The organism is Nostoc sp. CALU 546, from assembly GCF_048836525.1.
On sequence record NZ_JAWJTF010000062.1, the window covers coordinates 25,453 to 41,718 of the forward strand.

Sequence of the window (16,266 nt, forward strand, 5' to 3'; positions counted from 1 at the left end):
CTAGTTCCTGACAAATGACGAATGACAAATGACTAAACCTCTGCCTTCATCTCATCAATCTCAAATAAAGATACAATTACTCCAGCAATGGGAATAGATATAAAAACTCCTAGTAATCCTGCTACTTTAGCACCTACTAGCAAAGCAAAAAACACCACTACAGGATTAAGATTCAGCGCACCTTGCATAATCCGGGGTGCAATCAAGTTGTCTTGTATCTGCTGGAGGATAATACAAGCTATCAATACTTTCAATGCTAACCAAACACCTTGAGACAACACAAATAGAGTAATTGTGCTTACTCCTAATGTTGCTCCTATGCCAGGAATGATATCAAGAATTCCAACTATTATTGCCAATATTAAAGCAAAAGGTACTTGTAATATTAAGAAAACTAGGAAAGTCGTACTTGTCAGAAATGCACTTAATAATAACTGACCTCTAAAAAATCCTAAAAATGACTTTCTGATTATAATTGTAAATCTATTGCGGCGATGTTTTGGTACAATTTTTAAAATAAAGTTCCACAGCTTGTCTCCATCTAATAACATGAAGAAAGCCACAACTGCAATTAAGACAAAAGTCACAAAGTTTGTCATAAACCCTTGTAGAATAGCTAAACTAGTCACAAGAGTTGAGACAGCTTGGTTCCGCAGTTGTTCTTCAATGAAACTTAAATCTATCTGCAAATTACGGCTTCGCAAAATTCCTTCGATTCGCTCTAATAGAGGTACTAAAGAATTTAAAAACGCAGTGATACTATCAATTAATTGTTGTCCTTGAGATAAAACCGTTAAGCCCACAGTAATTATCAGACCGCCTATAATCACAATACTGAGCAAGAAAACAAGAGCAACAGCTACACCGTGGGGTAAAAAACGCCGCAGTCCTTGTACGGGATAGCTGAGTAAAAAGGCTAAAATTGCAGCGAATGTGAAAATAACAATGACTGCTTCAAAATAAGCTAAAAGCTGTACAATTGCCCAGCCAGAAGCAACTAAAAGCAGAAAGCGGACTAACGCCAGATTATTTAATCGCTCCCAAAGATTCTTGGCTTCAAAGCCGCTCATATGCTGTTTAGGGTGAATTATAGATGGTAGATTTGCCTAGCAGTTGCATTTAAGCACAAAGTTAGACTTCATTGCTAGAGCACATTGACCTTAAACATACAGAGGCTAAGGAGCGATCGCTACCTCCCTAAAGCATATATCTGAGCTTTTCTAACTCATCTTCCCAAATCATGCATCTGGTTAATTACCGTGGCACACTTTTGTGTCAAAGCTTCCAATTCTTCTTTATTGCTGGAACTAGGAGCATCAATCAAGTTACCAATTCTCACAGTGATGGGAACTGCGTGAGGTATTTTCGAGCCTTTTTGTAAAATATCCTCAGTACCCCAGACACTCACCGGCAATATTGGGGCTTTTGCTTTCGCCGCCAGCAGCAATGCGCCTCTTTTGGGGTCTGTAATTCGACCATCTGGGGTGCGAGTACCTTGTAAAAAAACACCGACAGCCCAGCCGTTATTGAGATATTCTAGGGCGGAACGGATGGCATTGCGATCGGCATTTCCCCGACTCACCGGGTAAGCACCGTACAATTTAATCGCTTGCGCCAAAATAGGAATCTCAAATAATTCTTCTTTAGCCATGTACGCCACTGGACGACGTACACAATTAGAGACAATCGGCGGGTCAAAGTAACTAGCGTGATTACTTACTATCAGTAGCGGCCCTGATTGAGGGACATTTTCCGTACCATAAATCCGGCCCCGAAAGTAAGCGTGAAGCATGGGGCTGACGACTGACCATTTAAAGGCGTGGTAAAGTGCCAGACTGATAAACGGTTCGCGGTTTTTGTCCACAGAAGATAATGCAAATCAAACTGAATTTAGCATAAGCGATCGCAACGTCCAGATCAAACGCAAAAAAGCTATAGATATGAATTGCTTCACCCATTGGGGAAAACTAAATCTAGAAATCTTTGCAGCAGACTTTTTTAACGTGAGTGTCCGGGCGCTTGAGCGTTACCTACAACAAGGGCGAATCAGCGTTAAGTACGAGAAAGAGAAAACTCGCGCGATTGCCAACCTTGATTAAACCGAACCGAAGTGGAGGGACTTTTAGGGTGTAATCCAAGGGTGAAGAAGGGGGAAGTAGACGCAGATAAAATTTCTTTTTAGTGCAGAGTACGTACATACTATGCACTAAAAGAATTGCAAATACTGACCCTGGCACGATGAAACCCTTATTTTATCGTTGAGTAATGACTCGATGATTGAATCAAGACTCAACACAAAATATTCCAAAACTTGCAAAATTTTTTATGGAGGACTAATAACTCACACTTAATAGTACCACCATTCATCATTGTAGTTGCCGTTGTAGTTGTGGGAACATTCCATACAACCTCCCTTAATAGATTGCATTTCATCATTAGCTAGTTCATGGAGAAAGCTTTCAGAATTATGCAGTAAATTATCAGATATAAGAAACAGTTCATCGATTTTGCTGTTAGTCATTAAAGTAATCCTTATTGCAAATTAATTGTCATTCAAAATGGGCAGAAAGTCATTGTAATTTGCTTCTACCTTAATTAAGGGCTATTCAGCCCCGACTTTAGCAATAGCAAGTCGGGGATAGTCGCAATGTTGTTCTAATTAATTTCCCAGTTGATTAGTTATGCTAGTCAACTATGAACGAACTCTTAGTAATACCATACCCATTCGCAGTACTCTACCCAGTACCCTCCTATAATAGATTGCATTTCTTCATCAGCTATATCATTGAAAAAGCTTGCCGAATTAGAATTTTGCAATGAATTATGAGATACAAGACACATCTCATCGATTTTGATGTTAGCCATTAAATTACTCCTTAATGCAAATGAATTGTTATTCAAACAGGGCAAAAAATCAGACTCTTTTGAATCCCTTTTAACTCGGAATTTATAGTGTGCTTGACAAAGCACCGAATCACTGAGGAGCCGTGTGAATTTAACGTTTCATGCACGGTTTTATAGCCGAGTCAAGAGGGTGATTTCCTTGCTTAGGCATCCAGATAACTGAGTTACAGCCTTAACTTGTCACCAATCGTGAGTGGATGGAAAGAAGCTGCTCGGTAAACTAATTCAACCTACTAGAAAAAACTCAAGGTTGGAGTCTGCCGAGCAATTTCACCTTAGTTTCCCTCAAAGGTAAATTGAGGGATCAATCATTGAACAATTTTTATGAGGCTGCTTATAGATAAGCGTTTCAGCTTTTGCATGGCGGCTGGTGATAGTTTTGCTGACTCTGTTAGCGAATTCATGTAAACCGCAATTTCTGGTGTCAGCGACTACGACATTTCAAAGCTTTGAGGATAGCGATCGCCGCCAACAAAGTCTTTACTACCTTCCGAACCCTTCGTCCTCGTAAAGGAAGCCGGAAAGTTCAATTGGATAGCGGCGACCACTTCGGTTAGTTCCACCATTTCCACCATTTCTATTAGTTCCACCATTTACACCATTTCCACCATTTACACCATTTACACCATTTCCACCATTTCCACCAAGGAAACCTCCTTTGATTAATTGCATCTCATGATCAGCTACCTCATTAAGATAGTTTTCAGAATTTTGCAACAAATCAGAATATGTAAGATATAGTTCATCGATTTTGACGTTTGCCATTAAAGGACTCCTTAATGCTAAATGAATTGTCTTTCAAAAAATAAAGAAGATTAGACTGTGCTTGATTTTGCTTTGCTTTGTCTAATCTACTCTCTTGAACGAATAGTCAACGTAAAATATTCCAAAACTAGTAACAAAAATTGGCATATTGCAAAACAGGTGTTGTCCCTATTATGAATGAAATAAGAAACCACCTACTTATGTCTCCCATACCTGAATAAGGTTCTGATACTATCAGCCATTCAATATGAGATATTAGTGCCAACTTTTGCGATCAATTTTTGAAATATTTTGCATTGAGTGTTCGTTCAAGAAAGTAGGAACGGTTCACTACTAAGTTCACACATAAATAGACAAGGAAGTTTGACCATCAGCAAACATTTTACTTGAATATTTATCTTGATGTGAACTGTGACTGTTAGCGATGTGTGTACCTTTTCGCTATGAAAAAGTGCCACTGAATTCTTAATCCTGATTCTGCTAATTAAGGAGAACACAACATGCTGCAAATTATCGACCTCAAAAATAACGAACTGTGCCAAGAAATCTCCATTGAAGAATCTGTTAGCATTAAAGGCGGTAATCTCGCATCTGGTGCTAATTATAATACAGTAGCAACAGCATTTGGCATTGCTGACGCAAATACTACGTTGCTGTTTACAATGGGCGCACTGAAAGAAGGTCAATAATCGTTTTTTGTCATCCCATAAGCTTATTTTCATAAGCTGAGGTGAAAATGCGCCCTGCTCAGTTCCAATAAATTCGATCAGATACTTGCCACGTCAGCGTGATTAGGCTGGGCGCATTTATTACACCTTCACTCTTCACTCTCATTCTGTTAATTAAGGAGAACACAACATGTTGCAAATTATCGACCTCAAAAATAACGAACTGTGCCAAGAAATCTCCATTGAAGAATCTGTTAGCATTAAAGGCGGTAATCTCGCATCTGGTGCTAATTATAATACAGTAGCAACAGCATTTGGCATTGCTGACCCTAGAAATACTACGTTGCTGTTTACAATTGGCACACTGAAAGAAGGTTAATAATCGTTTTTTGTCATCCCATAAGCTTATTTTCATAAGCTGAGGTGAAGAATGCGCCCTGCTCAGTTCCAATAAATTCGATCAGATACTCGCCACGTCAGCGTGATTAGGCTGGGCGCATTTATTACACCTCCTATAAAAATAGAAAATAGACAGTTTCTTTCTTAGCCGTTCAGTCTCGTTTGGGAATATCTCGCATTGAGTATTCGTTTCAAATCTTCATTCTCATTCTGTTAATTAATGACCAAAGAATATGCAAATTATTGATATTGAAAATAACGAATTGTTAAACGAAATATCCAATGAGGAATCTGCTACTATCAGTGGCGGTGGTCTCCAAACTGCTGCTGCGTATCTCACCGTTTTACGTGCGCTCAATCCTCGTTTGGCAGCTAGCCCGGAAGCACTGAATACAGCCTTTCTGTTTGCAATTGATGTGCTGCCAGCCCCTGGTAGCAACAAAACCCCATAACCCTCTTCCTTCACTCTCCAAAAATAAAAACTTATCGCTAAACCATTTACCTAAATTGTGAAATTTATCATGTACAGAATTACAGAAAATTTCATAAATAATTTAGGACTGCTATAGGACTCCTATTTGATTTTTGAATAATCAAGCTGCCTAAAAGCTTAACTTCTCACTATATTGAGCAAGATTCAAGTAGGATTCTTATATACACTTGTGTATACAAATGGTAATTTTTCTCTATACTTGGAGAAAATCCAGTCAAAGTTTTTCCATCTTGTGTACCTGACATGCCATCCAGCAGGCGTTAGTAGTGGTGAGATTAGCGAGTCTGTCATTTGCCACAACTTGATGATTGAAAATCTCATCCCTGCCTGTTGGTTTCCAGAAAAAATCAATGTAATATTAATTAAATTGGCTCGTAGTAATCGGCTCTTGTACAGCTAAGGTACAGAAAAAAATAATTAACCACAGATGAATATAGATCCTCGTAGGGTAGCACAGTTGTGCTACCCTACCCCTGTACCTCATTCAAATAAAAATCGCTATACAAACCTTTTATTATTCACGCCCATTTACTTAGAGTTTAATTTTTGGCGTTGCTGAATTTGAATATGAAATTCAAAAACCAACTCATCTCAACTCTTAGTCTCTGTGCCTCTGGGTGCTACAAATTCATATTTCCACTCAGCAAGGCCTAATTTTTAATCGTCAATATCAAGTTGCAAATCTTGTTCTAGTTGCAATGCCTCATCTAACACTGTATTTGTAAATTTTATACTTTTCAAATAAGTATGGTAAGCTCCTACTGGAACTGTCAATACATCACTCCAAGCTTCTTCTACTTGATGAAAATCTTGAATTTTTGAATTGTTTGCAGGGCGTAAGTTCTCATTTGTTAATCCTAAGAACTGGATTTCTGATTCTGATATTGTTGGTAGTTGACAAACTAACCCATGATGATAATCTCTTACCGTCAGCAGATAATCATAAATCTGGCGGGAAATTCGTTTACCAACTGGCTGTAGTAAGTTACAAACTAGCGCAGGAATAATATGCCAAGTCTCAGCTAAAAAATCTTGGACTAATCCAGATATTTCGCCAGGAATCAGCAAATCTACATCACTAATAAAATTTGTTTCTGCTGAGAGCAACATTACAGAAACAATCAACCACTGCTCCTCTATTCCTATGGATAGTTCAGGTTCCTTGACAATCATTACATAGCGCGGTGGTGAGTTGCCTGCTAAAAAAGTTTGTGCCGCGAGGGAATACAAACTCTGTTGCTCTTGACTTGAGAACTTTAGAGGACTTTGTACTGAGCGACTTACTTCCCAAATTTCCCCAGGTTGTGGCATTAACATATTAAAACGCTACCTATTAACAATATGAATTTACTTAAATTGGCATATATAAATAATTAGTAATTTAAAACACGGGTGACTGAGGAGCCAAACCAGTATTTAAGATGTGATTTTATTGAACTTATATATTAGTTAACGTATTAACGGTTCCAAATATGCTGACATTTATAATATTGATGGTCAGGTATCAGGCAAAATTTTATTAGCTTACCATTGCTTTGTTGAGCGAGTGACTGCTTTCTTTGGCTGAGAAGTCTCTTGCATTTTACATTTGACATCTGGAATTTTCAATAGTCCCAATGACTCAGCTATGCGCCCTAAGAGTTCCTGCCATCGCTTGGATATTTCACCCTGGCTAATTCTCAATTCAGCAGCCAGTTGAGTTTGTGTTTTACCATCAACCTTACCTTGCCATAATTTGAGATACTTTCGCTGTGGATAGTCTCTATCAAGTTGATAAATAGCCTCTAATGCTTTCAGAATTAAATCTGCACGCTCTGTTGCTTCTAACGTGCTAAATTCATCAGGAATTGTATCTAACAGGGTTATATCTGTTCCAGGAATATTAGAATCTAAGCTTTGGCACTTCCGCAGACTTTCTTTACGAAGAAAATCAATAATCACACATCGAGCCACAGTAACAGCCCAGTAATAAAACTGTTCCGCTTCCCCTTGTCGAAACTTTCCAGCTTGAAAAGCCTGTAAGACTTTTAAATAAGCAGTTTGAACAGCATCTTCCCAGGATAAGCCTGTGCCCCTAGTATATTTACGAGCAATCTTTTCTAATCTCTGGCGATAATTTAAGCCGACCAAAATATCTTGATAATCAGACAATGATTTCTGTTTTAATAGCATAAGTATTTGGGTTGGGACAAAATTAATTTGATAATTCAGTGGAAGGAATACCTCAGAACATATACTAACTACATGACTGTAATTTTATGTTCTGTATTTTTGCCATGATCTCATACCACAAGAATTAATTTTTACAAAATTATTCAGGTGATAAATTAGCAAAAAACCACCAAACTTATAATATAATTTTTATTTAAAAAAAACTAAAAAATCAAGTTTAAAAAGCAAAACATTAGACATAAAATTAAAATAATTTTTATTACAAGAATGTCAACTTTCTCATTCTTTATTTGCTGATCAATCTACTTACTTATTGTTGTCAAAGCCAAAATATTAGCCTTGGTCAAAAGAGAGATAAAACTCAGTCAAAAGATAGATATGTCCGTTTTGGAATATTTGGCATTGGCTGTGCGTTAAAGGAAATAGGAACCGTCCATTATCAATTTCACAGATAGATAGAAAAGGAGCTTTACATCTCTTTCTACTCTAAAAAAGTGCCACTTCACTTTTCGCTCTCATTCTATTAATTAAGGAGTATATAATATGCAGATTATCGATTTAGAGATTTCCACTGAAGAGCTTGTTAACGTTAGTAGCGGTGAATCGGTTGCCGCTCATAAATACTTCAACTTATTTGCTGTCTTCCCTAGTAATTTCTCCACACCACCATATACTATCGCTACTCACTCCAAGGGGCATTCGCTACATTACTTGTCATCAGTCTAGTTTTGATTGCCTTGGGTGTTAGCTAAGATTTTTTGCTTTCGTATCGGTGTCTACCATAATTTCTTGCCATGATTTCTCTCTCAGGCCTCAGTAATTTAGCTGGGGTTTTTTGTTGGATTTATACCGCGATAACAACAAAAAAAGACACGCTGTAAAGAATTATATGCGGTCTGAAGTTGCACTAAGAAAAGTGGAACCCGAAGATTATTCCCAGGATAGTATCCAAGCCTATATCCATCCACAGAGGTTTTATGAGTAATCGAAACATCTTACAGCTAGAGAGTTAAAACTTCTGCCTAGCAAAGATACCCTACACCAATACAGCGTTATCTTCTCAGCCTTTCTCAGTCCTCAATCCCAAATTTTTCTCAGATTTATGATTTATTCTAGCGCCGTTAATACTACCCCTCTGCAACCAATTATCAGAGAGATTGTGTGGCAGAAAAAGCAAGAAGTTGCACAATTGCACCAACAGATGTCTTTGGCTTCGTTGCAACGCCAGTTAATTGCTGCACCAAAGGTGCGAGATTTCTTGACTACCTTGCAGCAATGCCCTTACCGACCCAGCTTAATTGCAGAAGTGCAGAAAGGCTCACCTAGTCATGGGTCGATCCGTGCAGACTTTGATCCAGTGGCGATCGCCAAGGCATCTGAACGAGGTGGTGCAGCTTGTATATCAGTAGTAACTGAGGCGTCATTTTTTGACGGTGGTTTCAAGATTCTGAATGCCATCCGCCAGCGAGTGGCATTGCCCTTATTATTCAAAGAGTTTATTATCGACCCCTGCCAAATTTATTTAGCCAGGGCCGCAGGCGCAGATGCAGTACTACTAATAGCAGCAATTCTCACAGACAGAGAACTCCAAGATTTTTTGCGGGTGATTCACTATTTAGGAATGAATGCTTTAGTAGAAATTCATACTTTAGCTGAACTGGATCGGGTGCTAAAACTAAACGACATTCGCTTAATCGGAATTAATAATCAAAACCTACAAGACTTTACAATCGACATTAGCACTACTCAAAACCTTTTGACAGCTAGGAAATCGCAGTTGCTCTCGTTGGGTGTCACAGTTGTTAGCGAATCTGGATTATATGCACACACTGATTTATCTCTGGTAGCTGAAGCTGGTGCAAATGCAGTATTAGTGGGAGAGTCTTTAATTAAAGAAAACGATATCGAGCAGGCTGTCCGTCATTTGCTCAAAAGGGATACTCCAAATTGACACCCTCTCCCACTACACCGTCAGGTTAGCGGGAGATTTCAAGAATAACTTTTTGGGCTTTCTCTTTCCACGACTCGGCTTGCCATTTACATTTAATATCTACGAAGGTATCAATAGTACGATTTTAATTCTCAAACATCGCCTCAAAGCAAACGAACAACGTCCAGCAATTGAAGTGATAACTGATTAGGATATCGAGAGACTGAGTAGTAGAAGCTAAAAAAACTTAAACGGGTAAATCAGCAGCACTCTGGATGTTTTGTAATATTAAATCAGGGCTATTACGTTTAACCAAGCCAGTTAGGACTTTACCAGGGCCAATTTCCATCACTCGCTCAATGCCGTTAGCTGGTAATTGTAGAGAAATTTCTCGCCATCTTACAGAACCAGTCATTTGTTGGTTTAGGCGCTGCTTTAAAATCTTGGCATCAATAGACGGAATTGGTTCTACATTAGACAAAACTGGTACAACAGCTGGCTGAAATTCTACAGATTCTAGAATGTCTTGGAATTCAGCCGCCGCTGGTGCTATTAAATGTGAATGAAATGCTCCAGAAACTTTTAGGGGAATCGCACGCTTTGCTTTAACTTGAGTCATCACTGCTTGTACAGCCTCAGTCGTGCCTGAAATTACCACCTGAGCCGGACTATTGTCATTTGCCAGCACTACATCAGGCGTTTCGGCAATGACTTTTTCCAACTGTTCACGGTCAAAGTTCATCAAAGCTGCCATCATACCACCGACGGCACTATCCATGAGTTCTGCACGACGCTTTACTAGATATAAACCAGCCGACCACTCAAAGACACCCGCTACATAAAGGGCAGAATATTCTCCCAAACTGTGACCCGCAACTAAATCTGGCTGGTGTCCTCGTTCTCGAAGAAGGTCAGCAAGAATGCTTTCTACCACATAAAGAATTGGCTGAGTGTATAGCGTCTGTGATAATTTTTCTTCTTCGTTTTGACAGATTTCTGTTACAGACCAGCCCAAAATTTCCTCAGCTTGGGCAAATTTGTTTTTAGCGGATGGTATATCTAATAAGTCCATTCCCATTCCCAGCGCTTGGGAACCTTGTCCGGGAAACACCCATGCAGTTTTTGTCATTTGTCAATAGTCAGTGGTCATTGGTCATTAGTCATTAGTCATTGGTCATTTATCATTTGTACTTAGCTTTGCCGTTGGCACAGCCTCTCCTTCGCGTAGCGTCTCCCCTTGGGAGAAGAGTTGTATTGGTCATTAACAAAGGACAAATGACTAATGACAAAGGACAAAATATTATCTTCCCCATTTAAAAATTGCCGCGCCCCAGGTAAGACCGGCACCAAAGCCTGATGTAGCAACAATGTCATTGGGTTTAATTTTACCTTGCCGTACTGCTTCATCTAAAGCTAAGGGGATGGAAGCCGCAGATGTATTGCCGTACTGGGCAAGATTACTGATAATTTTATGTTCTGGGATATTTAGGCGTTGGGCAACGGCATCGATAATCCGTTGATTGGCTTGATGCAACAGCAGCCAATCTATTTGGTCAACGCTGAGGTTAGCTTGAAACAATGCTTTATCAATAATTTCTGGCACTTTTTGCACAGCAAAGCGGTAGACTTCTTTGCCGTTCATAGTAATTGGTTGGTAAGTGCCTTTGGTGATATTTACACCAGTGAGCAGTTCTTGGGAAGTGCCTGCGTAGGCAAGATTAAGGTGATGGTTTTGAGTGCCATCACTTTTAAGTGCAAATCCTAATAAGCGATCGCTTTTGTCAGCCTGTAATACTACTGCCCCAGCACCATCACCAAACAGTACACAAGTGCGCCGATCTTGCCAATCTACCCAGCGAGAGAGGATATCTGCTCCTATCAACAGTACATTTTTATAGACACCTGTTCTAATGTATTGGGCTGCTGTAACCAGACCAAACACAAAGCCAGAGCAGGCAGCTGTCAAGTCAAAGGCCACTGCATTAGTAGCTCCCAATTGAGCCTGTACTTGACAAGCACTACCAAACAAATCATCGGGGGTGGAAGTCGCTAGCAGAATCAGGTCTAGTTCTTCTGGTTTAATGCCCGAAGCTGCGATCGCCTGACTGCTAGCGGCAGTGGCGAGTACACTCAAGGACTCAGACGGCAGCGCTAATCGCCGTTGACGAATTCCAGTTCTTGTGGTTATCCATTCGTCTGATGTTTCAACTAGTTCACTTAATGTCTGATTATGTAGTGAAGTTGCTGGTACTGCCGAGCCACTTCCGATAATTGCTATGCCTAAATTTTGCACTCCTAATCTCCCAAGCTATCAGCTTTTTGTCCTTTGTCCTTTGTCCTTTGTCCTTTGCCAGTTGTCCTTTGTCCTTTGTCCTTTGCCAGTTGTCCTTTACAAATAACCAATGACTAATGACCAATGACTAATGACCAATGACTAATGACCAATGACTAACCGCTCTCGCGCTCTAGGATATATTGGGACTGAATTCGTTGTATTACCTGGTTGTCAACAGCTTCTTTTGCCATCCGAATTGCATTAAAAATCGAAGGTGCTTGGGAGCTACCGTGACCGATAAAACAGACTCCTGCCACGCCTAACAGCAAAGCACCACCATGTTCTGCATGATCCATTCGCTGTTTAACCCGCTTCAGGTTTGGTTTTAAGAGTGCTGAACCGAGTTGACCATGCAATCCTTGGGGTAATTCTTCCCGCAGAATTTGCAGAATTACTTCTCCGACGGCTTCGGCAAATTTTAATAATACATTCCCGACAAATCCATCACAGACAATCACATCAAAGCGACCGGAAAGCACATCACGCCCTTCGGCATTGCCAATAAAATTAATTTGGGAATTTTCGCGCAGCAGTTGGTGGGCGCGGACGGCTGCATCGTTGCCCTTAGAGTCTTCTTCACCGATATTCAGCAAACCCACTTTAGGCTCGGTTGTACCCAAGACATATTGACTGTAAGCCGATCCCATGACGGCAAACTGCTCTAAAAACTTGGGACGGCAATCTACATTTGCCCCAACGTCAAGTACCAGTACTGGCTTACCAGCAACAATCGTGGGAAAAACTGTCCCTATGGCTGGGCGGTCAATTCCTGGCAATCGTCCTAAGCGGAGCAAAGCTGATGCCATAGCTGCCCCAGAGTGGCCGGCAGAAAATACGGCATCTGCCTTTTCCTGCTTGACCAAATCCATAGCCACATTAATAGAAGCCTTGCGTTTGCGTCTAACTGCGTTTAAAGGCTCCTCATCCATTGCGATCGCTTCCTGTGCAGTCACGATCTCCATCTGCCCTAAACTTGTTTTTGGTGGCAAGGCAGCTTCTATTTGTTGGGGATCACCAACCAACAATATATCTACACCCAATTCTTCCCGTGCTCGCAATGCGCCAGCAACGATTTCACCGGGTGCGTGATCCCCTCCCATTGCGTCAATTGCGATCCTTACGCGAGTCGATCTCATTGCTAAGAGCTTCTAGAAACCTTACAAATTTTACCAGATGGCAATGCCCGAAAAAGCTTAACTTTCTGACAGCCAAATTATTTCTGTTACTATTGCAACAATTTTTACTGGCAAGCTCAAGATAGCACGAATTTGGGGATTGGGGATTGGGATTAGAGGATAGGTGACAGGTGACAGGTGATAGCGAATAATCTGTAACCTGTAACCTGTCACCTGTCACCTATTCCCTTCTTCACTCCCTATTCCCCAGCATCCAGTACCCAATCAACTAGTGTCCGAACACCGTAGCCAGTTGCCCCTGCGCTGTTGTAGCCATTTTCTTTATCTGCCCACACTGGGCCAGCAATATCTAAATGTGCCCAAGGAGTTTCTTTAACGAATTGTTTAAGGAAAAGGGAAGCGGTAATAGCACCACCTGGACGCGGGCCTGTATTTTTCATGTCCGCGATCCCAGATTTTAGCCCTTCAAAATATTTTTCTTCCATTGGCATCCGCCAAATCTTTTCTCCTGAACTTTGGGCAGCTTTCTCGATTTGGGAAGCGACAGCATCATCGGGAGTGTACAATCCGGCAATATCATCACCCAAGGCAATGACGTTGGCACCAGTCAAGGTAGCTAAATCAACGATCGCATCTAATCCCAATTTGTCGGCATACACCAAGGCGTCTGCTAGGGTTAAACGTCCTTCAGCATCGGTGTTGTTCACTTCGATTGTTTTGCCGTTTGATGCTGTGAGAATGTCTCCAGGACGCATGGCGCGACCGCTAATCATGTTTTCAGCTACCGCCGAGATAAAGTGAACCTCAACATTTGGCTTAATTTGAGCAATTGCTTTTGCCGCGCCCAAGGTAGCAGCTGCACCGCCCATATCCATTTTCATGGTTTCGATGCCGCTACCAGCACCTTTAATGTTGAGTCCACCAGAATCGAAGGTTACACCTTTGCCAATAATTGCTAGTTTCTTTTTGGGTGTACCTTCTGGTTTATAAGTCAGATGAATGAATTTAGGTGGCAATTCGGAAGCTTGCGCTACTCCCAAAAAAGCACCCATACCCAACTTTTCACAGTCTTCTCTTTCTAAAATTTCTACTTGTAAACCGTACTCTTTTGCGATCGCTTGGGCAGTTTCCGCCAAAGTAATTGGTGTTACTGCGTTAGCTGGTGCTGCTACTAACTGCCGTGCCAAATTTACCCCAGAAACGATTTGATTGGCGCGGGTGATGGCTGCTTCTTGTCCACCAAATCCTAGTAAATCTACGGTTTCTATTTGTGAACCTTTCTCTTCTGGTTCTGATTTAAAGCGAATATCTTGGTAAAGCGCTAATTCCACACCTTCTGCGATCGCTTGGGCACTAGCGGCTGGATCATTGTTCCACAATGGAAAACTAAATCCCAGAATTTTGCTTTTTTGCTTTTTTCCTACCCTGGCTACAGCCGCCGCCGCGCGTCGCAAAGTGTCGAGTTTTAGTGCATCTGGTTTTCCTAAACCTACGATAATCAATTTACGCACTGGGCTATCAGCATTTACACGGGTGAAGATTGCACTGTTAGCTTTCCCTTTAAATTCTTCTTCTGTAATTAGTTCTTTTAAAACCCCAGAAAACTTTTGATCTAAAGTTGCCAGTTCTCCGGTTAACTCTACTGCATCTTCAAATAATCCAATTGCCAAACTATCGCCTGCCCACTCTAGCAAAGGCTTATCACTAAGTTGAATTGTCATTTTGGGATTTTTTGTAAATATTCCTTCCTGTACCAGTATTGCTCAAAATTCTTGTTTCATGGTATTGGGCATGGGGAATTGGGCATTGGGCATTGGGGAGCAGGGATCAGTGGCTATAATTTAGCAAATTGGTATAAATAGGACTTCTAAGGGAGTCTTTGTTACTCATTAATCCACCTCAGAACTCCGTTAATTAGTCTTTGATACTCATTAATCCACCTCAGAACTCCGTTAATGAGTCTTTGATACTCGTTAATGAAGCGATGAATGAACTGTACTTTATTTATCGAATCGCTGTAAGATCCCCGCCTCAACATCTCGTAGGCGGGGGATGTAAAGCGGTTAAAAACTCAGCACTATGCGGATTGATATTGAGCGTTAGCGAAATAGAATCTGCATAGTAGCTAAGTTTTTAACAATCATGATATATTTTTTATGTGCCAAAGTTAGACATAAATGCTCGTATTCGAGGCAAAACTTGATGGACAAGACTCGCAGTATCGAGCGCTTGATGAAGCAATCAGAACTGCTCGTTTTGTGCGTAATAGTTGCCTTAGATACTGGATGGACAATAAGGGCATTGGACGCTATGACCTAAATAAATTTTGCGCTGTACTTGCAGCCAGTATTGAGTTTCCTTGGGTATCGAAGCTGAACTCAATGGCAAGACAGTCCAGTGCTGAAAGAGCGTGGTCTGCGATTGCTCGGTTTTTTGATAACTGCAAAAAAGGTAAACCTGGAAAAAAGGGATTTCCAAAGTTCAAGAAGGAACAAACCCACGGTTCTGTTGAGTACAAAACCTGTGGGTGGCGACTTTCTGATGACCGCAGACACATCACTTTTAGCGATGGATTTAAAGCGGGAACTTTCAAACTCTGGGGAACTCGTGACTTGCATTTCTACCAACTTAAACACTTTAAAAGAGTGCGGGTTGTACGTCGTGCAGATGGCTATTATTGCCAATTTTGCATTGACCAAGAGCGAATAGAAAGGCGAGAGCCAACGGGTAAAACTATTGGTATTGATGTTGGTTTGAACCACTTCTACACCGATAGTAACGGGGATACAGTCGCTAATCCTAGACATCTTCGCAAGAGCGAGAAGTCTTTGAGGCGATTGCAACGCCGGATGTCTAAGACTAAAAAGGGTTCTCAAAACAGAATTAAGTTTAGAAATAAACTTGCTCGTCTTCACCTCAAAGTAAGTCGCCAGCGTCAAGACTTTGCTGTTAAGACAGCAAGGTGCGTGGTGAGGTCTAACGACCTCGTGGCGTATGAAGATTTGCAGGTGCGGAATATGGTCAAGAATCATCGCTTGGCTAAATCGATTAATGACGTTTCGTGGTCGTTGTTCCGGCAATGGGTTGAGTATTTCGGCAAGGTTTTTGGTGTAGTGACTGTTGCAGTCCCACCTCATTACACTTCGCAGAATTGCTCGAATTGTGGTGAAGTTGTCAAAAAGACTCTTAGTACCAGAACTCATGTTTGTCCTCATTGTGGACACACCCAAGACCGGGATTGGAATGCGGCACGGAACATATTAGCTCATGGATTAAGTACGGCGGGTCACGTCGGAACTAACGCCTCCGGAGAGCCTGATCAATACTTGGGTGAGGAAACTCCTTCAAGCAAATCAACTCGTGGAAAGAGGAAACCTAAAGAGCGATCTTTGGAATCCCCACCCTCTACGAAGTAGGGTGGGGAGGATGTCAATTCCTACCCCATGCCCAATGCCCAATGCCCA

19 protein-coding genes are annotated in these 16,266 nt (G+C 41.1%); 8 read left to right on the forward strand and 11 right to left on the reverse strand.

Going from position 1 to position 16,266, the window contains the following annotated elements:
• Positions 1-32: 32 nt before the first annotated feature.
• Both RRG12_RS26150 and RRG12_RS26155 read right to left on the reverse strand, forming a co-directional pair.
• Positions 33-1,070, reverse strand: coding sequence for an AI-2E family transporter (locus RRG12_RS26150; protein ID WP_420761181.1), 1,038 nt, complete (start codon positions 1,068-1,070; stop codon positions 33-35).
• A gap of 155 nt (positions 1,071-1,225) precedes the next feature.
• Positions 1,226-1,864: a lysophospholipid acyltransferase family protein gene (locus RRG12_RS26155; protein WP_420761182.1), complete on the reverse strand. Its 639-nt coding sequence runs from the start codon at positions 1,862-1,864 to the stop codon at positions 1,226-1,228.
• Here RRG12_RS26155 and RRG12_RS26160 point away from each other — a divergent pair.
• A complete protein-coding gene (locus RRG12_RS26160) occupies positions 1,857-2,099 on the forward strand; it encodes a hypothetical protein (RefSeq protein ID WP_420761183.1) in 243 nt (80 codons plus the stop codon). The two genes, RRG12_RS26155 and RRG12_RS26160, sit on opposite strands and share 8 nt — an antisense overlap.
• A gap of 248 nt (positions 2,100-2,347) precedes the next feature.
• Here RRG12_RS26160 and RRG12_RS26165 read toward each other — a convergent pair whose 3' ends face one another.
• Positions 2,348-2,521: a hypothetical protein gene (locus RRG12_RS26165; protein WP_420761184.1), complete on the reverse strand. Its 174-nt coding sequence runs from the start codon at positions 2,519-2,521 to the stop codon at positions 2,348-2,350.
• A gap of 866 nt (positions 2,522-3,387) precedes the next feature.
• Positions 3,388-3,669 (reverse strand): hypothetical protein, encoded by a 282-nt coding sequence (locus RRG12_RS26170; RefSeq protein ID WP_420761185.1) that lies wholly within the window; start codon positions 3,667-3,669, stop codon positions 3,388-3,390.
• A 500-nt stretch (positions 3,670-4,169) separates the two neighbouring features.
• Between RRG12_RS26170 and RRG12_RS26175 the strand changes: the two genes are divergently transcribed.
• From RRG12_RS26175 to RRG12_RS26185, 3 genes are all read left to right on the forward strand, one after another.
• The gene (locus tag RRG12_RS26175; RefSeq protein WP_420761186.1) at positions 4,170-4,358 is read left to right on the forward strand and encodes a hypothetical protein; all 189 of its coding nucleotides are present in this window, start codon (positions 4,170-4,172) and stop codon (positions 4,356-4,358) included.
• Between the two features lie 169 nt (positions 4,359-4,527).
• Complete coding sequence (locus tag RRG12_RS26180; RefSeq protein WP_420761187.1) at positions 4,528-4,716, forward strand: hypothetical protein; 189 nt, start codon at positions 4,528-4,530, stop codon at positions 4,714-4,716.
• Positions 4,717-4,969: 253 nt separating this feature from the next.
• Positions 4,970-5,188: a hypothetical protein gene (locus tag RRG12_RS26185; RefSeq protein WP_420761188.1), complete on the forward strand. Its 219-nt coding sequence runs from the start codon at positions 4,970-4,972 to the stop codon at positions 5,186-5,188.
• Between the two features lie 698 nt (positions 5,189-5,886).
• Here the strand turns inward: RRG12_RS26185 and RRG12_RS26190 are convergent.
• A complete protein-coding gene (locus RRG12_RS26190) occupies positions 5,887-6,546 on the reverse strand; it encodes a hypothetical protein (RefSeq protein WP_420761189.1) in 660 nt (219 codons plus the stop codon).
• Positions 6,547-6,753: 207 nt separating this feature from the next.
• Entirely contained in the window at positions 6,754-7,401 is a 648-nt protein-coding gene (locus RRG12_RS26195; protein ID WP_420761190.1) for an RNA polymerase sigma factor, read from the reverse strand.
• 543 nt (positions 7,402-7,944) lie between these two features.
• Here RRG12_RS26195 and RRG12_RS26200 point away from each other — a divergent pair.
• The 3 genes from RRG12_RS26200 (at position 7,945) to RRG12_RS26210 (ending at position 9,542) form a co-directional block, all read left to right on the forward strand.
• The gene (locus RRG12_RS26200) at positions 7,945-8,127 is read left to right on the forward strand and encodes a hypothetical protein (RefSeq protein ID WP_420761191.1); all 183 of its coding nucleotides are present in this window, start codon (positions 7,945-7,947) and stop codon (positions 8,125-8,127) included.
• A 328-nt stretch (positions 8,128-8,455) separates the two neighbouring features.
• Complete coding sequence (trpC, locus tag RRG12_RS26205) at positions 8,456-9,352, forward strand: indole-3-glycerol phosphate synthase TrpC (RefSeq protein ID WP_420761207.1); 897 nt, start codon at positions 8,456-8,458, stop codon at positions 9,350-9,352.
• A 52-nt stretch (positions 9,353-9,404) separates the two neighbouring features.
• On the forward strand, positions 9,405-9,542 hold the full coding sequence (locus tag RRG12_RS26210; protein ID WP_420761208.1) for a hypothetical protein: 138 nt from the start codon (positions 9,405-9,407) through the stop codon (positions 9,540-9,542).
• A 36-nt stretch (positions 9,543-9,578) separates the two neighbouring features.
• On the opposite strand, the gene fabD is transcribed toward RRG12_RS26210, so the two are convergent.
• The 5 genes from fabD to RRG12_RS26235 form a co-directional block, all read right to left on the reverse strand.
• The gene (gene fabD, locus RRG12_RS26215; RefSeq protein ID WP_420761192.1) at positions 9,579-10,460 is read right to left on the reverse strand and encodes an ACP S-malonyltransferase; all 882 of its coding nucleotides are present in this window, start codon (positions 10,458-10,460) and stop codon (positions 9,579-9,581) included.
• Between the two features lie 171 nt (positions 10,461-10,631).
• Positions 10,632-11,624 (reverse strand): beta-ketoacyl-ACP synthase 3, encoded by a 993-nt coding sequence (locus RRG12_RS26220; RefSeq protein WP_420761193.1) that lies wholly within the window; start codon positions 11,622-11,624, stop codon positions 10,632-10,634.
• A gap of 155 nt (positions 11,625-11,779) precedes the next feature.
• Positions 11,780-12,802, reverse strand: coding sequence for a phosphate acyltransferase PlsX (gene plsX, locus RRG12_RS26225; protein WP_420761194.1), 1,023 nt, complete (start codon positions 12,800-12,802; stop codon positions 11,780-11,782).
• 57 nt (positions 12,803-12,859) lie between these two features.
• Positions 12,860-13,015, reverse strand: a complete 156-nt coding sequence (locus RRG12_RS26230) for a hypothetical protein (RefSeq protein WP_420761195.1) — start codon at positions 13,013-13,015, stop codon at positions 12,860-12,862.
• 26 nt (positions 13,016-13,041) lie between these two features.
• Entirely contained in the window at positions 13,042-14,523 is a 1,482-nt protein-coding gene (locus RRG12_RS26235) for a leucyl aminopeptidase (protein WP_420761196.1), read from the reverse strand.
• Positions 14,524-14,979: 456 nt separating this feature from the next.
• Between RRG12_RS26235 and RRG12_RS26240 the strand changes: the two genes are divergently transcribed.
• A complete protein-coding gene (locus RRG12_RS26240; protein WP_420761197.1) occupies positions 14,980-16,218 on the forward strand; it encodes an RNA-guided endonuclease InsQ/TnpB family protein in 1,239 nt (412 codons plus the stop codon).
• Positions 16,219-16,266: the final 48 nt, after the last annotated feature.